The sequence below is a fragment of the Methyloversatilis sp. genome (assembly GCF_030698125.1).
Lineage (GTDB): Bacteria > Pseudomonadota > Gammaproteobacteria > Burkholderiales > Rhodocyclaceae > Methyloversatilis.
Map to the genome: position 1 here is coordinate 81,098 of NZ_JAUYNV010000058.1, position 15,533 is coordinate 96,630.

The following is a 15,533-nucleotide window of genomic DNA, read 5'->3' on the forward strand; positions in this document are numbered from 1 at the left end:
CGCTGGCGATCCCCACCCCGAATACGCGGCGGGGGCACGATCAACGTCCGGGTTCGCTGAGCTGTTCGGCCTCGGCGGGCGGGTCCTTCGGCGGCCAGAAGAAGTCGCGCGGGCGGGTCAGGAAGCGCCGGGCGAGCTTCACTGACAGTCCGCGCGTGTGTTCCGGCTGGATGCCGCGCGAGCGCAGGGCCACCCGCATCGCGAGGCTGAAGCTCACGGTCAGGTTGGTCAGGCCGATCAGCACGACACCGAGCGCGCCGATGGCGATGGCGTGCCAGTCCACATCGAAGCTCAACGCTTCGAGACCGTAGGCGAGATTGGCCGACGCGAACGCGACGTGGCGGATGTCCAGCGGCAGTCCGAGCAGGGTGCCGATGACCGGCGTGCTGCCGAGCATGCAGCCGAACAGGAAGTTGCCGGCCAGCGCGCCCAGGTTGAGTTCGATATAGCGTGCGAAGCGTGCCAGCCGGGCTTCGCCGAGCACGGCGCGCAGCCATTTCACGCGCATCAGGCGCTCCGGTACGCGGTGGTACAGCGACTGGTTGTCGTAGTAGCCGGAAATCAGGCCGCTGAGGAACAGGAACACACCGGCGATCGCCGCGTGCAGGATGGCGAGACTCTGCCAGGGGTGCAGGTCGTGCAGCAGGTGGGCGCCCTTGACCGGGTCGACCGGATGCCAGTCGATGAACTGGCCCGCCGTCATGGCGATGGACAGCGCCATGATGAAGCCGATGCTGACGTTGCCGGCAATCGATATCCACTGCGTACGGCTGACCTGTGCCGCCAGTTCGACCAGCACGCCCAGGCGCGCGTCGCGGCTCTGCTTGCCGTCGAGCGCGGCGGCAAGCGTGGCGGCCGTCATCGCCGGCTGTTTGGTGGCGATGGTCAGGTGCAGGATATGGATCAGCACGAAGCCCAGACCGTAGTCGAGGCTGTAGGCAACGGCTTCCCATACCGGCGGCAGCCCGAGTCTGGAAATCAGGATCTTGATCAGCGCCATGGTGCCGATGATCACGCCGGCGCCGGCTGCGGCGCGGAACATGGCGACGAACTCGCTGCGCGTGCCCGTTACATAGTGTTCGCCCGAACGGCTGGCCTGCTCGGTCACCCGGCGTGCCAGCAACTGCGTGGTGCCGGTGAACAGGTCACGCAGGCTGTTGCGGCGATTTTCCTGCTGCACCAGCCGCAGGAAGAAATCGATCGCGCGGGCACGCAAGGCGGGTCGGTCATCGGCCTTGTCGGGCAGCGCCAGCGTGCGCAGCAGGCGCAGGCGGTCGGCGATCTGTTCGATGCGGGCCAGCAGGAACACGAGATTCACGCCCACGCCGGCTTCGCGCGAACGCCGCCGGATCGTGTCGATATAGCTGCTGCACTGATCAAGCAGCACTTCGAAGTGGCCGTCGTAAGGTTGAGGCGTTTCGCTCCCGGCATGCAGCCGGATCAGTTCGCGCACTTCGTCGCTCTGCGCAAGGAAAGGCGACTCGTGCCGCGCCAGCGCCGGCATGTAGCGCAGCAGCGCCGGTTCCATGCCCAGTGCAGCCAGCCGGTGCGACGCCATGCGCATGGCTTCAAACAGTTCGTGCCGGCAGTGCCGGCGCGCCGCAGCGAAGGTCTCGCCGTCCAGATCCAGCCGCTCGAACAGCGTTTCCCAGTCTTCGCGCGGAATGGCCATCATCCATTCGCCGTCGTCGGCGGCGTCGAACACTTCGCTGAACAGGTCACGCAGGAAGTCGTCATTGATCGCCGGTGGCAGCATGCGGCCGAGCACACGGCTGACGAGGCCGCTGAAAAAGCCCTGGTTGGCCAGCACGCCGGATTCGGAATACAGCGTGCGGTGCATGCGCGATACCAGCACCGTCTTCAGGTAGTGCGACAACGCGCCGGCGAGGTCCGGGCGGCTGGCGAGCAGGCGCAACAGGCCGTGAAAACGCGATTCGGCCGCAGCCAGGCCTTCGCGGCCGTGCGGGCGGAGCAGCGCCACCAGACTGGTCAGCCGGTCTCCACTGCTGTCGTCCGGGCGGCGCGCAGCGTCTTCAAGCAGGGCCAGCAGGGCCGACGGATAAGCGTTGTTGGCAGAGGTCATGCGAAATCCATGCGGAAACAGTCGGATCGAAACAACCCCGCCGCGCGGGGTCAGGCTGGTTCTGCAACAGACGTCGAAGCCGCGAGGCGGCCATCGACCAGTTCGATGCGACGGTCGCAGCGGGCGGCCAGTCGCGGGTCGTGCGTCACGATGAGGCAGGCGCTGCCCCGCTCGCGGTTGAATTCACGCAACAGCGCGAAGATATCATCCGCGGTGTGCGTGTCGAGATTGCCGGTCGGTTCGTCGGCCAGAATCAGGCGCGGTGACAGCGACAGCGCGCGGGCGATCGCCACCCGCTGCTGCTGACCGCCCGACAGCTGACCGGCCTTCTTGTATTCATGGCTTGACAGCCCCACCCGCGCCAGCAGGTCGTGCGCCACCGCCTCGTCCTCAGCGGTCGCCACGCCGTGCGCGATGATGGCCGGCATCATGACGTTTTCGAGTGCCGTGAAGGCCGGCAACAGATGATGGAACTGGAATACGAAGCCGATGTGACGGCCGCGCAGCACCGTCAGCGCCTGTTCGTTCAACCCTGTTGTCGACTGTCCGGCGACCGAAAGTTCGCCGGCAGTGGGCGGCTCCAGCAGGCCGATCAGGTTCAGCAGTGTGCTTTTGCCCGAGCCGCTGGGGCCGATCAGCGCACAGAATTCGCCTTCGGCAAGATCGGCATCGATGCCGTGCAGCACTTCGGTTTCCACCGGCGTGCCGACGCCGTAGGACTTGCGCAGGCCGCGCATCGAAATGATGGCGGGTTTGCCGGCCGCATCAGTCATGCACGGATCGCCTGGACAGGGTCCATCTTGGCGGCGCGGCGCGCCGGAATCAGCGCCGCCAGCACACCGACCGCCAGCGCGATGCCGGCCGCCGACAGCGCGATGCCGGTGTCGAGCTGAGGCTCGAAGATGGGCGCGCCGTCGCCGGTGCGGTAGATGGTCGAAAAGATCTGCAGCAGCGCCCAGGCCAGTCCCACGCCCGACAGTGCACCGACGAAACCGACCAGCGCGCCCTGCAGCAGGAACACGCCCATGATGCGGTTCGAACTGGTGCCCATGGCGCGCAGGATGCCGATCTCCTTCTGCTTCTGCACCACGCTCACCACCAGCACGCTGGAAATGCCGAGCGCGACGATGATGATGACGAAGCTGCGGATCAGGTTGTTCGACACCGACTGGTTGCGCAGCGCCGCCAGCAGCTGCGAATTGGTCGTCATCCAGCTGTCCACCGTCATGCCGCTGCCCGCCTGCAGCCGCGCCGCCACCTCGCTGGCATCGAAGATGTCGGTCACCGTGATGTCGATGTTCGATACGCCGCCCGGCAGATCGAGCAGCGACTGCGCGAGCTTCATCGTCGTGAACACCCAGCGTCGGTTCAGGTCCTTGTTGCCGATGTCGAACAGGCCGGTGACCTGCAGCAGTTCGTCGCGCCCGCCAGCGGCGCGCAGGAACACCTTGTCGCCGACCGTCACGCCGAGGTCCTTCGCCAGTTCGGTGCCGATGATGGCATTCGTGCCCTCGACCTGGAACTTGCCGCGCACCATATAGGTGTCCATCTTGACGATGCGCCGGTAGCGGTCGGGTTCGACGCCAAGCAGTGCGACCGACTTGCTGGCGCGCCCGCGCAGTGCGAACGCCGGGCCGCTGACCACGGGTGATACAGCCACCACGCCGGGCTGATCCTCGGCCAGTTTCACGATGGCTTCCCACTGGTCAATCGAACGCAGCCGCTGGGCACGCGGCTCGATCACCGCGGTGCTTGCGGGATCGCTGCGGGCGCGCAGATTCACCTCTTCCAGCGGCCGTACGACCACATGCGCCTGACTGCCCAGCACGCGGTCGATGATCGTGGATTGCAGCTGGGCGATCAGTTGCGACAGAAAGACGATGACCGCCACGCCGCCGGTCACGCCGAGCAGGATCAGTGCGGTCTGCATGCGCCCTTCGCGAAGGAAGCGCAGCGCAACCAGGAATTCGAATGGCAGGCGCGGGCGGGCCATCGTCAGATGCAGGATGCAGGATCAAAGATGCAAGTCAGACCGGCGAGGCTTTCGCTTGAATCTTTCATCTTGAAACTTTCCTCTGTTTGACCCGGATGCGGTCGCCGTCGAGGGCGCCGCCGGCGGGCAGGATGGCGACGTCGCCTTCGGCCAGGCCTTCGGTGATTTCGATCCGGCCGACGCCGCGCAGGCCGGTCTTCACCGGCACCTTCACCGCCTCGTCCGCGCGCGCCAGCAGCACCCAGGGTTCGGGCGTTTCGACGTCGCGCACCGCTTCGAGCGGCAGCGACAGCGCCGACTCGCTGCGACCGATCACCACCTCGACCGACACCGTCATGTCCGGCTTCAGGAAGGCCGGTGGTTCGGGCACGCGCAGGCGCACTTCGACCGTGCCGCGCTGGGCATCGATGGCCGGCGCGATGTAATAGACCACGGCTTCGAAGGCCTGTCCCGGGAAGGCGTCCGCCACCGCCTGCGCGCGCGCGTCGAGCTGCAGATGGCGCAGGTTCTTTTCGTCCAGCGTGGCGTAGATGCGGGTTTCGCCGGATTGCGCCAGCGTCAGCAGCGCGCGCCCGGCCTGGGCCACGTCGCCCGGCTCGGCGTCGCGCGCGACGACCAGCGCGTCGACCGGCGCCCGCAGCGTCAGCAGGTCGCGCCGCGCCTGGGCCGACGCCAGCGCGGCCTGCGACTGGGCCAGCCGCGCCTGCGCGCCCTGCCGCTCGGCGCCGCGCGGCAGGCTGGCGTCACGCTGTGCCTGCACGGTGCGCAGCTGCGCGCGCGCGTTGTCGAGCTGGCGCGCCGCCTCGTCGAGTTTCGACGGCGAGAAGAACTGCTGCGCCACCAGCGTCTGCGCGCGCTGGTACTCGGCGTCGGCCACCTTAAGGTTGGCTTCGGCCTGACGCACGGCCTGTTCGGCCACCGGCAACGTGACGGCGTCGTTCTGGCGCAGGCGCGCCTGCGACTCCTGGATCTGGGTGCGCGCCTGCTCGACCGCCGCCTCGGCATCGGCGGCGCGCAGCATGACCAGTGCGTCGCCCGCCTTCACCTGTGCGCCTTCGCGCACCGCGACGGCGTCGATGATGGCGGTGACCTGGGTGCCCAGTTCGATGCGCGCTGGCGTCGCGATGCGGCCGGTGGCCACGACGCTCTGGGTCAGCGGCGCGCGTGTGACGGCTGCGGTATCCACCGCGATGCCGCGTGGCCAGAACAGCCATGCAACGAGCACTGCAGCGGCCAGCAGCAGCGCGATCAGATAGCGGGATTTCATCGGGAAGAAGACGTCAGGGGCGGAGGTTCAGGGTCGGAGGTTCAGGACGGTGCGTCGAGCAGGTTTTCGATCAGCGCATCGAGCGCCGCATGATCGGGAATGCCGATGATCTTCCTGACCACCTGGCCCTGCCGGTCGATCAGGTACGTGGTCGGCGTGGCATTGACGCCGCCAAAACCGCGCGCCACCTCGCCGACCGGGTCGAAGCCTACGCGAAACGGCAGCGCCTCGCGACGGGTGAAGGCCTGCACGTGGCTGGGCGCGTCATAGCTCATCGCCACGGCAACCACGTCGAGGCCGCGTGCCTGGTAGCGGTGATGCGTGTCGGCCAGCGCCGGCATGCCGCGGATGCACGGCGCACACGAGGTCGACCAGAAGTTGACCAGCCTGACCTGGCCCTGCGGCTGCGAAAAATCGACCCGGCCGCCGTCCAGCAGCGCGACCGGCACGGCCGGCGCCTGATCCGGAAAGCCCTGGCCGCGCAGCAGCCAGACCAGACCGAGCAGCACCGCCAGCACTATCGGTGACATCCATTTGCGGGACATAATCGTTGAGGTGTTCCGGTGACTCAGTTCGTTCGTTCAATCAGAAGGATTTCGACCATGCGTGCGATTGTCGGTTTTGTGGCCTGTCTTGTCATGTGCACCCAGGTGTGGGCCCTGTCGCTGTCCGACCTCACCGACAAGGACGCCGGCGGCGGCCTCAAGGAGGCGCTGACCCAGGGTGCGGCCAAGGCGGTCGACATGCTGGGCAGGCAGGATGGTTTCCTGAAGAACAAGGCGGTGAAGATTCCGCTGCCGGATGGCCTGCAGCAGGCCGAAAAGCTGATGCGCACCTTCGGCATGAAGAAGCAGGCCGACGAACTGATCACCGCGATGAACCGTGCCGCCGAGGCTGCCGTGCCCGAGGCCAAGCAACTGCTGGTCGGCGCGGTCAAGGACATGAGTGTCGACGACGCCAAAAAGATCCTGACCGGCGGCGAAACCTCCGGCACCGAGTATTTCAAGGGCAAGACATCGGTCCAGCTGAAGGAACGTTTTCTGCCCATCGTGCAGCAGGCGATGGACAAGGTGGGCCTCGCCAAGAGTTACGAAAAATTCGCGTCCAAGGGCGCAAAGTATGGCGTGATCAGCAAGGAAGACGCCGATCTCGACAACTACGTGACCGAAAAGGCGCTCGACGGCCTGTTCAAGATGGTGGCCGAAGAAGAGAAGGCGATCCGCAAGAACCCGGTCGGCGCCGCCGGCAGTCTGGCCAAGAAGGTGTTCGGCGCGCTCGGCCGGTAAGGGCGGTCGCGGGTGTCGCGCTTCATTCACCTCCTGCTGTGTCTGGCGCTGTGCGCGCCGATTGTGTCCTGGGCGCAGGTGAAGCTCGACATCATTCCGCTGAAGCATCGCACGACCGATCAGGTGCTGCCGGCGCTGCAGCCGCTGGTCGGCGAAGATGCGGCACTTTCGGGGGCCAACAACCGCATCTTCATTCGCGCCGACGCCGCCACGCGGCTGGCCGTGAAGCAGGCGATCGAGGCGATCGACACGCCGCTGCGCAGCCTGATGATTTCGGTGCGGCACGACAACGACGATTCGATCCGGCGCGAGGGCGCCGCCGTGTCGGGCGAGGTGCGCGCCGGCGGCGTGTCGGTCGGTACGGCTGACCAAGGCGAAGACGGCACGGTCATCGAAGGTCGCAGCGGCGACAGCCGGGTCGCGACGCGTGTCTGGTCGACCCGCGGCAATTCGGCCGACCGGCTGTCGCAGCGGGTGCAGGTGGTCGAGGGCGGCTCGGCCTTCATCCAGGTCGGCAGCTCGATTCCGGTGCCGTTCACGCAGATCATCGCCGGTCCGCGGGGTGGCGCCATTTCGCAGGGTACCGAGTACCGCGACATCGGCAGCGGCTTCTACGCCATGCCGCGCGTCAATGGCGATCAGGTGACGCTGGACATTTCGCCGCAGAAGGAATCGCTGTCCGAAACGCAGTATGGCGAAATCCGTACCGCGCGGCTGGTCAGCACGGTGCGCGGCCGGCTGGGCGAATGGATGGAACTGGGCGGCAGCGGCTACAGCGAACAGATCGGCGAGCGCGGCATCACCCGCTACGGCACGCGCGACGTGCAGTCGCAGCGCCGGCTGTGGGTGAAGGTCGATGTCGTGCGGTGACCTTCATGAATTTCCTGAGCCGCGCTTAATTCCGCTGGCGATGCGGTGCGCAGCAGGGCGGTCGATACTGCAAGGGCGCTGCAACACAGCGCGCTTATTTCAAACGACCATCAGGAGACAGACATGAACTGGCAAACCCCCAAGGCCACCGACCTGCGTTTCGGCTTCGAAATCACGATGTACATCGCCAACCGCTAAGGTGGCGAGGACCCGGCGAGTGGTAGCTCCCGGGTCTCTGCAGCACCGGTCTGCGTCACGCGACCGGCCGGACGAATACCGTGACGCGCCCTGAACGGGCGCGTTGCATTTGAATCAGAGTATCCGCACACGGATACCGGAGGAGGGGCATGCGACTGCACGTACTGGGGTCCGGCGCGGGCGGCGGCTTCCCGCAGTGGAACTGCAACTGTCACAACTGCGACGGCCTGCGCAAGGGCACGATACGCGCCACCGCGCGCACCCAGTCGTCGATCACCGTGACCGGCGACAACGAGAACTGGGTGCTGTTCAACGCGTCGCCCGACATCCTGACCCAGTTCCAGCAGTTCCCCGAACTGCAGCCGGCGCGCGCCCTGCGCGACACGGCGGTCCGCGCCATCGTGCTGATCGACGGCCAGATCGATCACACGACCGGCCTGTACATGCTGCGCGAACACCGTCAGCCGCACGAAATCTGGTGCACGCCGCCGGTGCAGGAAGACCTGACGCAGGGCAATCCGCTGTTCCGCCTGCTCGGGCACTACAGCGGCGTGAATTGGCACCCGTTGCCGATCGACGAATCGATCTTCGAAATCGACGGCGCGCCCGGCCTGCGTTTCCGCGCGCATTCGCTGCTCAGCAACGCGCCGCCGTATTCGCCGCGTCGCGACCGGCCGGTGCCGGGCGACAACATCGGCGTCACCATCGAGGACACGCGCTCGGGCGGTCGCATCTACTACGCTCCCGGCCTGGTCGAAATCACGCCCGAGGTGTGGGCGGCCATGCAGGCGGCCGACGTCGTGCTGGTCGACGGCACCTGCTGGAGCGACGACGAAATGATCGCCCTGGGCGCGTCGAAGAAGTACGCGCGCGACATGGGGCACCTGCCGCAGACGGGCGAGAACGGCATGATGGTCTGGCTCGACAAGCTGCCGAAAGCCACGCGCAAGATACTGATTCACATCAACAACACCAACCCGATCCTGAACGAGGACAGTGCGCAGCGGCGCGAACTCGAATCACGCGGCATCGAGGTGGCTTACGACGGAATGGACATCACGGTATGAGCACGCAACAAGCCTGGAATCACGCCGAGTTCGAAGCGCAGCTGCGCGACAAGGGTAGCGCGTATCACATCTTCCACCCGTTCAACGTCATGCTGAATACCGGCAAGGCGACGCCGGAGCAGATCCGCGGCTGGGTGGCCAATCGCTTCTATTACCAGATCGCGATTCCGGTGAAGGACGCGGCCATCCTGTCGAATACGCCTGACCGCGAAATCCGCCGCCAGTGGATACAGCGCGTCCTCGATCACGACGGCTACGAAATCACCGGTCCCGACGGCACTGTGGTGCGCGACGAGGGCGGCATCGAAGCGTGGATCAGGCTGGGCGAAGCGACCGGTCTCACGCGCGACGAAATCGTCGATCTGCGCCACGTGGTGCCGGGCGTGCGATTTGCGGTGGACGCCTACATCAACTTCGCGCGCCAGCGGCCGTGGCAGGAAGCGGTGTGCTCGTCGCTGACCGAACTGTTCGCGCCCAAGATCCACAAGGAGCGCCTCGCCAACTGGCCCGAGCACTATCCGTGGATCGAATCGTCCGGCCTGCAGTACTTCCGCAACCGTGTGACGCAGGCGCGGCGCGACGTGGAACAGGGGCTGGCGGTGACGCTGAACTACTTCGACACGCCGGCGTTGCAGACGCGCGCGCTTGAAATCCTGCAGTTCAAGCTCGACGTGCTGTGGACCATGAACGACGCGATGGCCAACGCCTACGGCGTCAGCAAGTAACCCGGTGAGCGAAGCGATGGCGATCACGACCGCAACCGTACCGAAGGTGGGCCGCAACTTCCGTATCCAGTGGGAACCGGCGCAGGACGCCTACGTGCTGCTGTATCCGGAAGGCATGGTGAAGCTGAACCAGAGCGCCGGCGAAATCCTGAAGCGTTGCGATGGCGCGGCCAATGTCGCCGCCATCGTCGCCGACCTCGAAACGACCTTCAACGCGCAGGGGCTGGAAGCCGACGTGCTCGCCTTCATCGAACTGGCTGACCAGCAGAAATGGGTGGAGCTGACATGACCGACCTTTCCGAAGCCGTGGCGGTGCAGGACACCGCGAAGATCGGCCCGCCGCTGTGGCTGCTGGCCGAACTGACCTATCGCTGCCCGCTGCACTGCGTGTATTGCTACAACCCGGTTGATTTCGCCAAGACCGAAGACGAACTGACGACCGAACAGTGGTTCAAGGTGCTGCGCGAAGCCCGTGAGCTCGGGTCGGTGCAGTGCGGCTTCTCCGGTGGCGAACCGATGCTGCGCGATGACCTCGAAGTCATCGTCGCCGAGGCGCACCGCCTGGGCTACTACACCAACCTGCTGACATCGGGCGTCGGGCTGAACGAAAAGCGCATCGGCGCGCTGAAGGAAGCCGGGCTGGACCACATCCAGCTGTCGTTCCAGGACTCGACGCGCGAAATGAACGACTTCCTCTCTTCTACGCGCACGTTCGACCTGAAGCGCCGCGCGGCCGACATGATCAAGGCGCACGGCTATCCGATGGTCATGAACTGCACCATCCACCGGCACAACATCGACCACATCGAAGCCATCCTGCAGCTGGCGTCCGACATCGACGCCGAGTACGTCGAACTGGCCAACACGCAGTACTACGGCTGGGCGCAGGTGAATCGCGACCAGTTGCTGCCGTCGCGCGAACAGCTCGAGCGCGCCGAGCGCATCACCAACGAGTGGCGCGCCACGCACGGCAACAAGATGAAGTTGTTTTTCGTCGTGCCCGACTATTACGAAAAGCGGCCGAAGAAGTGCATGAATGGCTGGGGCAACATCTTCCTGACCATCACGCCGGACGGCAAGGCGCTGCCCTGCCACACCGCGCGCATGCTGCCCGGGTTGGAGTTTCCGGACGTGCGCACCTCGTCCATCCGCGAAATCTGGTACGAATCCGAAGGCTTCAACCGCTACCGCGGCACCGGCTGGATGAAGGAGCCCTGTTCCAGCTGTCCGGAAAAGGAAAACGATTACGGCGGCTGCCGCTGTCAGGCCTACATGATCGCCAACGACCCTGCCGCGGCCGACCCGGTGTGCGACAAGTCGCCCCTGCACAACCGCATCACCGAAGTCGTCGACCGTGCCCAGATCGCCGGCAACGCGGCACAGGTCAAGCCCTTGATCTACCGCGGCCCGAAGGAATCGCTGCAGCTCGACCGGCCGTTCTGACGTCGGCCGAACACACCGGCTGAAGCACAGGCAAAAAAACGGCCCCCTGTCGGACAGTGCAGGGGGCCGTTTCAATTCCAGCCGGCGGCGCTTGCGCACCGCCTTCCGTTGCAGCTTCGATTACGCCTTCGTGCGACGGCGGGCAGCCAGACCGATCAGGCCCAGACCAGCCAGCAGCATGGCGTAGGTTTCCGGTTCCGGGATCGCGGCGATCGGCGCGAAACCTTCGAAGGTCGCGGTGCGCAGCGGCGGCGACAGACCATCCACGCTCGGCGCCTGACGGATGGTGACCGCGTCGATCAGGTAGGTGAATTCCGTCGCATTGGTCTTCAGCACGTACCAGCCGGTCGTCGGATTGCCTTCTTCGACCGAAATGTCGGTGCGGAAGTCGACCACGTTGTCGTCGAAAACATCCACTGGATTGGTCGGGCGGGTGCGCACGCCATTCGAGGTGTGGGCTGTCGATTGCAGGCGGAAATCGTCGTCCGTTGCCGCATACCATCCAACCGACACGTAGTAGTTGGCGTAGCCGCTACGCAGGATGTCGTTGATTTCGACGTCGTATTCCACATCCCCGATTTCGATTTCGCCGACGACCAGTTCGAAGCGCGACGCGAACAGCAGTGTGTTGTCGCTGGTGCTGCGATAGACGAAGTCGTAGAAGGTCCCGATGTCGGTGCCGTCATAGAGCACCGAGCTGATGCGGCGGGCGGCTTGGGTGTAGCCGGCGCTTTCTGGTGTCCAGTCGAAGCCGAGGAACAGCGGGTCAACCGCGGCGTTGTTGATGCCGACGATCCGCAGATCGCCGCTTTCCGGCAGGGCGACGAAGGCGTGCGCTGCGTGGGCGCCCAGGCCCAGCATCAGCGATAGTGCGATGGTTTTGATTTTCATGATTTTGTCCTCTTTGACAAGTAGTGTGGAAAACTCTGGCTATCAGGCGCTCATGCGACGACGTGCGATCGTGCCGATCATGCCCAGGCCGGCCAGCAGCATTGCGTAGGTGGATGGCTCCGGAATTGGAGCAGTGTTGGTCGGGACAAAGCCGGCAGTGAATGCCTTGACGATCGGCTGGCCCTCTTCGCCCGCCTGGAAGTAGCCGATCGCGTTGTCGGCGACGGTGTAGTAGGTGGCGTTGGTCTTGATGAGATACAGGCCGCTGTATGGATTGTCTTCGGACAAGTTGATGTCCGACTGGAAGCTGATCGCATCCGGGTCGTACACGTCTGTCGACCCAAGACCTTGATCGCTGCGTGCAGCGCTGTATAGCCGCAGATCGAAATCTGACATGTACATCCAAGCTGCCGCCGCGTCGAAAACGGTTCCGTTCTCCTCAAATCCGTAGCGGAAGACGTTGTTCAGTTCAGCATTTTGCTGTTGACCCGGAAGACCGAGAATCACACGAGTGCCAAATACCAGCTTATTGTCCCGCGAATCTCGATAAACGAAATCATACATATCGCCGATTGCTTGGCCCGCGAGCTGGACATCTTCCGTTAGCCGATAATCAAGTAGCGTAAGCACTCCACTACCGGTAACTGGTCTCGGAATCGGACCTGATGTCGCAATTGAGTTGTAGCTGATACTGGAAGCAACTAGCGGAATTAATACGTCTCCGATTTCGGTGGTGACGGTAAATGAAGACGTGATTGTTCTGTCAGTGGCCTCAAGAAAATAGCGGTCAGTGTTCTGGTTGTTGGCGCCGCTAAGGCGGAATGGAAACACCTTGTTGAGCTCGGAAAAATCACCTGCTGCCGCGCCCAGACTGGCGCCCATCAATATTGTCGCTGCAGCGACGTGCGCTAATTTCATGATGCGATCTCCTTGTTGAAGTGATGCAGGGTGAAGCGATTATTCGGAGGACACGTAACTGCCCTGCTGTGTCTCTTGTTGTAATCGATCATTGTCTGATCGATGCAAAACGATCCGGTGTTCATGACCCGAATGCGTAGTTGAGGCCGAACCACACGGCGCGCGGCGCTCCGGGGCCGACAAAAAGCGAATGCGTCCAGTCGAAGGAGTTGTAATTGAATCCTGAGGAATCCCTTGCGCCGAACGATCCGGAGGTAAATGGATTGACAGCGAGGTCAGCGGCGGTGGTGTATCGGCGGTCGAAAATGTTGTCGACCTTGCAGAACAGGGAAATATTTTTGTCTACCCGGTAATTCGCATTGAAATTGAACACAGCGAAGCCGGAAGTCCTGCCCTTGCCGACATAGCGTTTTCCAAGACCGGGGATTTGCGCGTTTCCAGTCAGGTCCGTGCCGCCTGGTTCCGATTCGTTGTTTTCGTTGCCGCGTGCAAACACAAAGGATTGCGCCACCATCGAAAATCCAAATGTGAAATTGCTGGTGACATCCATATTCCAGCCGAGGCGGAACGAATGCTTCGGAAGCCCCGGAATGACGTCACCTGGATTGATTTCGAAGTCGTTTACCCGCCCCTGGGTACGATCCGCGGAGCTGTTCGATTGATTGACGATGGTGGCGCTGGATTCGAAGGTGGCATTCAGGCGGCTGTAGCCGGCACGCAGCGAATGGCGACCGAATTTGCCTTTCAGATTGAGTTCGAAACCGTCGCGCTCGGTCTTGCCGAAGGTGTCGAACACGCCGCGGTTGCGCTGGCCGAGCGACACGAACAGGATGTCGTCGGTCAGTTCGGTCCGGTAAGCCGTGGCGCTCCACGACAACTGTCCGTTCAGGCTGGTACCTCTGAGACCGAGCTCCGTCGTCAGCGACCTGACCTGTGGCAGGAAAGGGTCGGAGGTCAGCGAGGTGGGAATGGTGCAGCCGAGATTCTTGCCGTCATTCAGCCCGTTCGGATCTTCGAGCGTCTTGTCGCGTGCGCAACCCAATTCGATGACCGATGGCACGCGCGAACCGCGGCTTACGTTGCCATAGACGTTCAGGTCCTGCGCCGGCAGCCAGGACACGCCGAACGATGGATTCAGACTGCGGTAGCCGTAATCACCTGTAGAGCAGAGAAATCGGGTGCCAATCGCAGACAAGGTTCCGCAGACTTCTGCGCGATTGTTGAAGAAATTCGAGGTGAATTGGTAAAGCGGAATTGGTTTGTCCGACTGCAGTTCATTCTTGACACGCGAGTAACTGAGCCGTGCGCCATAGGTGATGAACAGGTTGGGCGCCGCTGTCCAGGTGTCACTGAAGAACAGCGCCGCGGTCCGGCTCGACCCGGTCAGATTGTTTCGGACGATGTCCTGACTCAGCGCGAGCAGACCCAGATCCACCTCGCGTGAAGGGTCGAGGAACACGGTGCGTTCGGAATCGATGAAGCCGAGCCGCTGGCTCTGCCGGAAGTCGACGTCGCTCCAGTCGAAGGAAGTGCCGACGACGATCTGATGTGTTTCACTGATCTGCGTGAATTGCAGGGCGACGCCTTCCGAGCGCTGATCCGAGCGGCTGAAATTGAACAGTCCGTTCGGTGCCAACCCGGCACACCCCGGATAGGTCGGTCCGATGTTCTGATCCAGCGCGCCATTCGGTGAACCGAAACCGTCCGGGCAACTGACGCCCAGCCGGTTCGCGCTGGCGCCCTGGTCGAAGTCGTCCCACACGTCGCCACCCGTGCCCTTCTGCTTCAGGTCACGGCGATACATCTGCAGCGCGACGCTCGATGACTCGCTGATGTCGAAACGGACGCGACCGGTCAGATGATTCAGGTCGTTGATGTTCTCGTCCGGTGACGTGAACACCGAATTCGGACTTTCACGCCACTGTTCTTCCGGGATCAGGCCGTTGCCGACCAGGGTGTTTTCGGCCTTCAGCAGGCTGAGCGTGGCTTCCGTCGACGTGCCGCGGATGTCGATACGGCCGAAGTACTGGCGCACGCTGGTCGGCGAGTTGGTTCGCCAACCATCTTCATCGAACTTGTTGAGCGCGAAGAATCCGGCCAGCGGGCCCGAGTTGCCACCCGCGGCGAGCTGGTACTGACGTCGGCCAAACGCACCACCGAGCGCGGAAAACTCCACCTTCGGACTGGTAAAGCCCGATTTCGTATTGACCGAGATCGCACCGCCCAGCGTGTTGTGACCGAACATCGGATTGGACCCGGGCAGGAGGTCCATGCGCAGGATCGCGATGTTGGGGATCAGGTCCCAGTTAACGACGTCGCCGAACGCCTCGTTGATGCGCACGCCGTCGAGATAGACCGACAGGCCCTGCGGCGTGCCGATCAGCGGCGAAGCCGCAAAGCCGCGGAAATTCAGGTCCTGCTGGAACGGATTTCCGGCGTAGTCATTGACGTTGATCGACTGGAACTGCAGGTTCATCGCTTCCGTCAGCGACACCGCGCCCGACTGCTGCAACTCGTCGCCGGTGAGGCTCTGGACGTTCGACGTCGTTTGCTGCTCGTCGAGCACCACCCCCGGCAGCGGCGTGATCACGCGCGGTGCGCGGATTTCGACCGTCGGCAGTTCCTTGACCGGCTCTTCCTGCGCACAGACGACGGCACTCGCGCTCAGCAGGGCGAGCGCGGCCGGGGTCAGGCGAAATGTCAGGGGATGCGAGGGTTTCATCGGGAAACGTGTAGGACGGCTCCCTACACGATCGATAGCTGTTTATTTCCCTCGCTTCTACCGACTGTTC

At 63.8% G+C, this 15,533-nt stretch carries 15 protein-coding genes; 7 read left to right on the forward strand and 8 right to left on the reverse strand.

Going from position 1 to position 15,533, the window contains the following annotated elements; genetic code table 11:
* Nucleotides 1–40: 40 nt before the first annotated feature.
* The 5 genes from Q8Q80_RS19460 to Q8Q80_RS19480 all read right to left on the reverse strand — a co-directional run bounded on the left by Q8Q80_RS19460 (nt 41) and on the right by Q8Q80_RS19480 (nt 5,873).
* Nucleotides 41–2,083 (reverse strand): site-specific recombinase, encoded by a 2,043-nt coding sequence (locus tag Q8Q80_RS19460; protein WP_305634781.1) that lies wholly within the window; start codon nt 2,081–2,083, stop codon nt 41–43.
* A 50-nt stretch (nt 2,084–2,133) separates the two neighbouring features.
* Nucleotides 2,134–2,856, reverse strand: a complete 723-nt coding sequence (locus Q8Q80_RS19465) for an ABC transporter ATP-binding protein (RefSeq protein WP_305634783.1) — start codon at nt 2,854–2,856, stop codon at nt 2,134–2,136.
* Nucleotides 2,853–4,076: an FtsX-like permease family protein gene (locus tag Q8Q80_RS19470; protein ID WP_305634785.1), complete on the reverse strand. Its 1,224-nt coding sequence runs from the start codon at nt 4,074–4,076 to the stop codon at nt 2,853–2,855. Before Q8Q80_RS19470 ends, Q8Q80_RS19465 begins: the two co-directional genes overlap by 4 nt.
* 64 nt (nt 4,077–4,140) lie before the next feature.
* Entirely contained in the window at nt 4,141–5,343 is a 1,203-nt protein-coding gene (locus Q8Q80_RS19475) for an efflux RND transporter periplasmic adaptor subunit (RefSeq protein WP_305634787.1), read from the reverse strand.
* A 41-nt stretch (nt 5,344–5,384) separates the two neighbouring features.
* Nucleotides 5,385–5,873 carry a TlpA disulfide reductase family protein gene (locus Q8Q80_RS19480; protein WP_305634789.1) on the reverse strand — a complete coding sequence of 163 codons (489 nt, stop codon included), beginning with the start codon at nt 5,871–5,873 and terminating at the stop codon, nt 5,385–5,387.
* 72 nt (nt 5,874–5,945) lie between these two features.
* On the opposite strand from Q8Q80_RS19480, the gene Q8Q80_RS19485 reads away from it, so the two are divergent.
* From Q8Q80_RS19485 to pqqE, 7 genes are all read left to right on the forward strand, one after another.
* Nucleotides 5,946–6,629, forward strand: coding sequence for a DUF4197 domain-containing protein (locus tag Q8Q80_RS19485; protein WP_305634791.1), 684 nt, complete (start codon nt 5,946–5,948; stop codon nt 6,627–6,629).
* A 12-nt stretch (nt 6,630–6,641) separates the two neighbouring features.
* Nucleotides 6,642–7,499: a hypothetical protein gene (locus Q8Q80_RS19490; RefSeq protein WP_305634792.1), complete on the forward strand. Its 858-nt coding sequence runs from the start codon at nt 6,642–6,644 to the stop codon at nt 7,497–7,499.
* 123 nt (nt 7,500–7,622) lie between these two features.
* Complete coding sequence (gene pqqA, locus Q8Q80_RS19495) at nt 7,623–7,697, forward strand: pyrroloquinoline quinone precursor peptide PqqA (protein ID WP_083224124.1); 75 nt, start codon at nt 7,623–7,625, stop codon at nt 7,695–7,697.
* 149 nt (nt 7,698–7,846) lie between these two features.
* Nucleotides 7,847–8,764 (forward strand): pyrroloquinoline quinone biosynthesis protein PqqB, encoded by a 918-nt coding sequence (gene pqqB / locus Q8Q80_RS19500; RefSeq protein ID WP_305634794.1) that lies wholly within the window; start codon nt 7,847–7,849, stop codon nt 8,762–8,764.
* A complete protein-coding gene (gene pqqC / locus Q8Q80_RS19505) occupies nt 8,761–9,489 on the forward strand; it encodes a pyrroloquinoline-quinone synthase PqqC (protein ID WP_305634795.1) in 729 nt (242 codons plus the stop codon). The genes pqqB and pqqC overlap by 4 nt, the downstream gene beginning before the upstream one ends.
* Nucleotides 9,490–9,505: 16 nt before the next feature.
* Nucleotides 9,506–9,778, forward strand: a complete 273-nt coding sequence (gene pqqD / locus Q8Q80_RS19510) for a pyrroloquinoline quinone biosynthesis peptide chaperone PqqD (RefSeq protein ID WP_305634899.1) — start codon at nt 9,506–9,508, stop codon at nt 9,776–9,778.
* On the forward strand, nt 9,775–10,932 hold the full coding sequence (gene pqqE, locus Q8Q80_RS19515) for a pyrroloquinoline quinone biosynthesis protein PqqE (protein WP_305634796.1): 1,158 nt from the start codon (nt 9,775–9,777) through the stop codon (nt 10,930–10,932). Before pqqD ends, pqqE begins: the two co-directional genes overlap by 4 nt.
* A gap of 120 nt (nt 10,933–11,052) precedes the next feature.
* Here the strand turns inward: pqqE and Q8Q80_RS19520 are convergent, their stop codons facing one another.
* The 3 genes from Q8Q80_RS19520 to Q8Q80_RS19530 all read right to left on the reverse strand — a co-directional run bounded on the left by Q8Q80_RS19520 (nt 11,053) and on the right by Q8Q80_RS19530 (nt 15,463).
* The gene (locus tag Q8Q80_RS19520; protein ID WP_305634797.1) at nt 11,053–11,823 is read right to left on the reverse strand and encodes a PEP-CTERM sorting domain-containing protein; all 771 of its coding nucleotides are present in this window, start codon (nt 11,821–11,823) and stop codon (nt 11,053–11,055) included.
* Nucleotides 11,824–11,865: 42 nt separating this feature from the next.
* A complete protein-coding gene (locus Q8Q80_RS19525) occupies nt 11,866–12,741 on the reverse strand; it encodes a PEP-CTERM sorting domain-containing protein (protein ID WP_305634799.1) in 876 nt (291 codons plus the stop codon).
* A 121-nt stretch (nt 12,742–12,862) separates the two neighbouring features.
* Nucleotides 12,863–15,463 (reverse strand): TonB-dependent receptor, encoded by a 2,601-nt coding sequence (locus tag Q8Q80_RS19530; RefSeq protein WP_305634801.1) that lies wholly within the window; start codon nt 15,461–15,463, stop codon nt 12,863–12,865.
* Nucleotides 15,464–15,533: the final 70 nt, after the last annotated feature.

Coding starts and splice junctions, on each gene's coding strand:
- Q8Q80_RS19460 (WP_305634781.1), bottom strand. CDS start 2,083: ATGACCTCTGCCAACAACGCTTATCCGTCGGCCCTGCTGGCCCTGCTT.
- Q8Q80_RS19465 (WP_305634783.1), bottom strand. CDS start 2,856: ATGACTGATGCGGCCGGCAAACCCGCCATCATTTCGATGCGCGGCCTG.
- Q8Q80_RS19470 (WP_305634785.1), bottom strand. CDS start 4,076: ATGGCCCGCCCGCGCCTGCCATTCGAATTCCTGGTTGCGCTGCGCTTC.
- Q8Q80_RS19475 (WP_305634787.1), bottom strand. CDS start 5,343: ATGAAATCCCGCTATCTGATCGCGCTGCTGCTGGCCGCTGCAGTGCTC.
- Q8Q80_RS19480 (WP_305634789.1), bottom strand. CDS start 5,873: ATGTCACCGATAGTGCTGGCGGTGCTGCTCGGTCTGGTCTGGCTGCTG.
- Q8Q80_RS19485 (WP_305634791.1), top strand. CDS start 5,946: ATGCGTGCGATTGTCGGTTTTGTGGCCTGTCTTGTCATGTGCACCCAG.
- pqqB (WP_305634794.1), top strand. CDS start 7,847: ATGCGACTGCACGTACTGGGGTCCGGCGCGGGCGGCGGCTTCCCGCAG.
- pqqC (WP_305634795.1), top strand. CDS start 8,761: ATGAGCACGCAACAAGCCTGGAATCACGCCGAGTTCGAAGCGCAGCTG.
- pqqD (WP_305634899.1), top strand. CDS start 9,506: ATGGCGATCACGACCGCAACCGTACCGAAGGTGGGCCGCAACTTCCGT.
- pqqE (WP_305634796.1), top strand. CDS start 9,775: ATGACCGACCTTTCCGAAGCCGTGGCGGTGCAGGACACCGCGAAGATC.
- Q8Q80_RS19520 (WP_305634797.1), bottom strand. CDS start 11,823: ATGAAAATCAAAACCATCGCACTATCGCTGATGCTGGGCCTGGGCGCC.
- Q8Q80_RS19525 (WP_305634799.1), bottom strand. CDS start 12,741: ATGAAATTAGCGCACGTCGCTGCAGCGACAATATTGATGGGCGCCAGT.
- Q8Q80_RS19530 (WP_305634801.1), bottom strand. CDS start 15,463: ATGAAACCCTCGCATCCCCTGACATTTCGCCTGACCCCGGCCGCGCTC.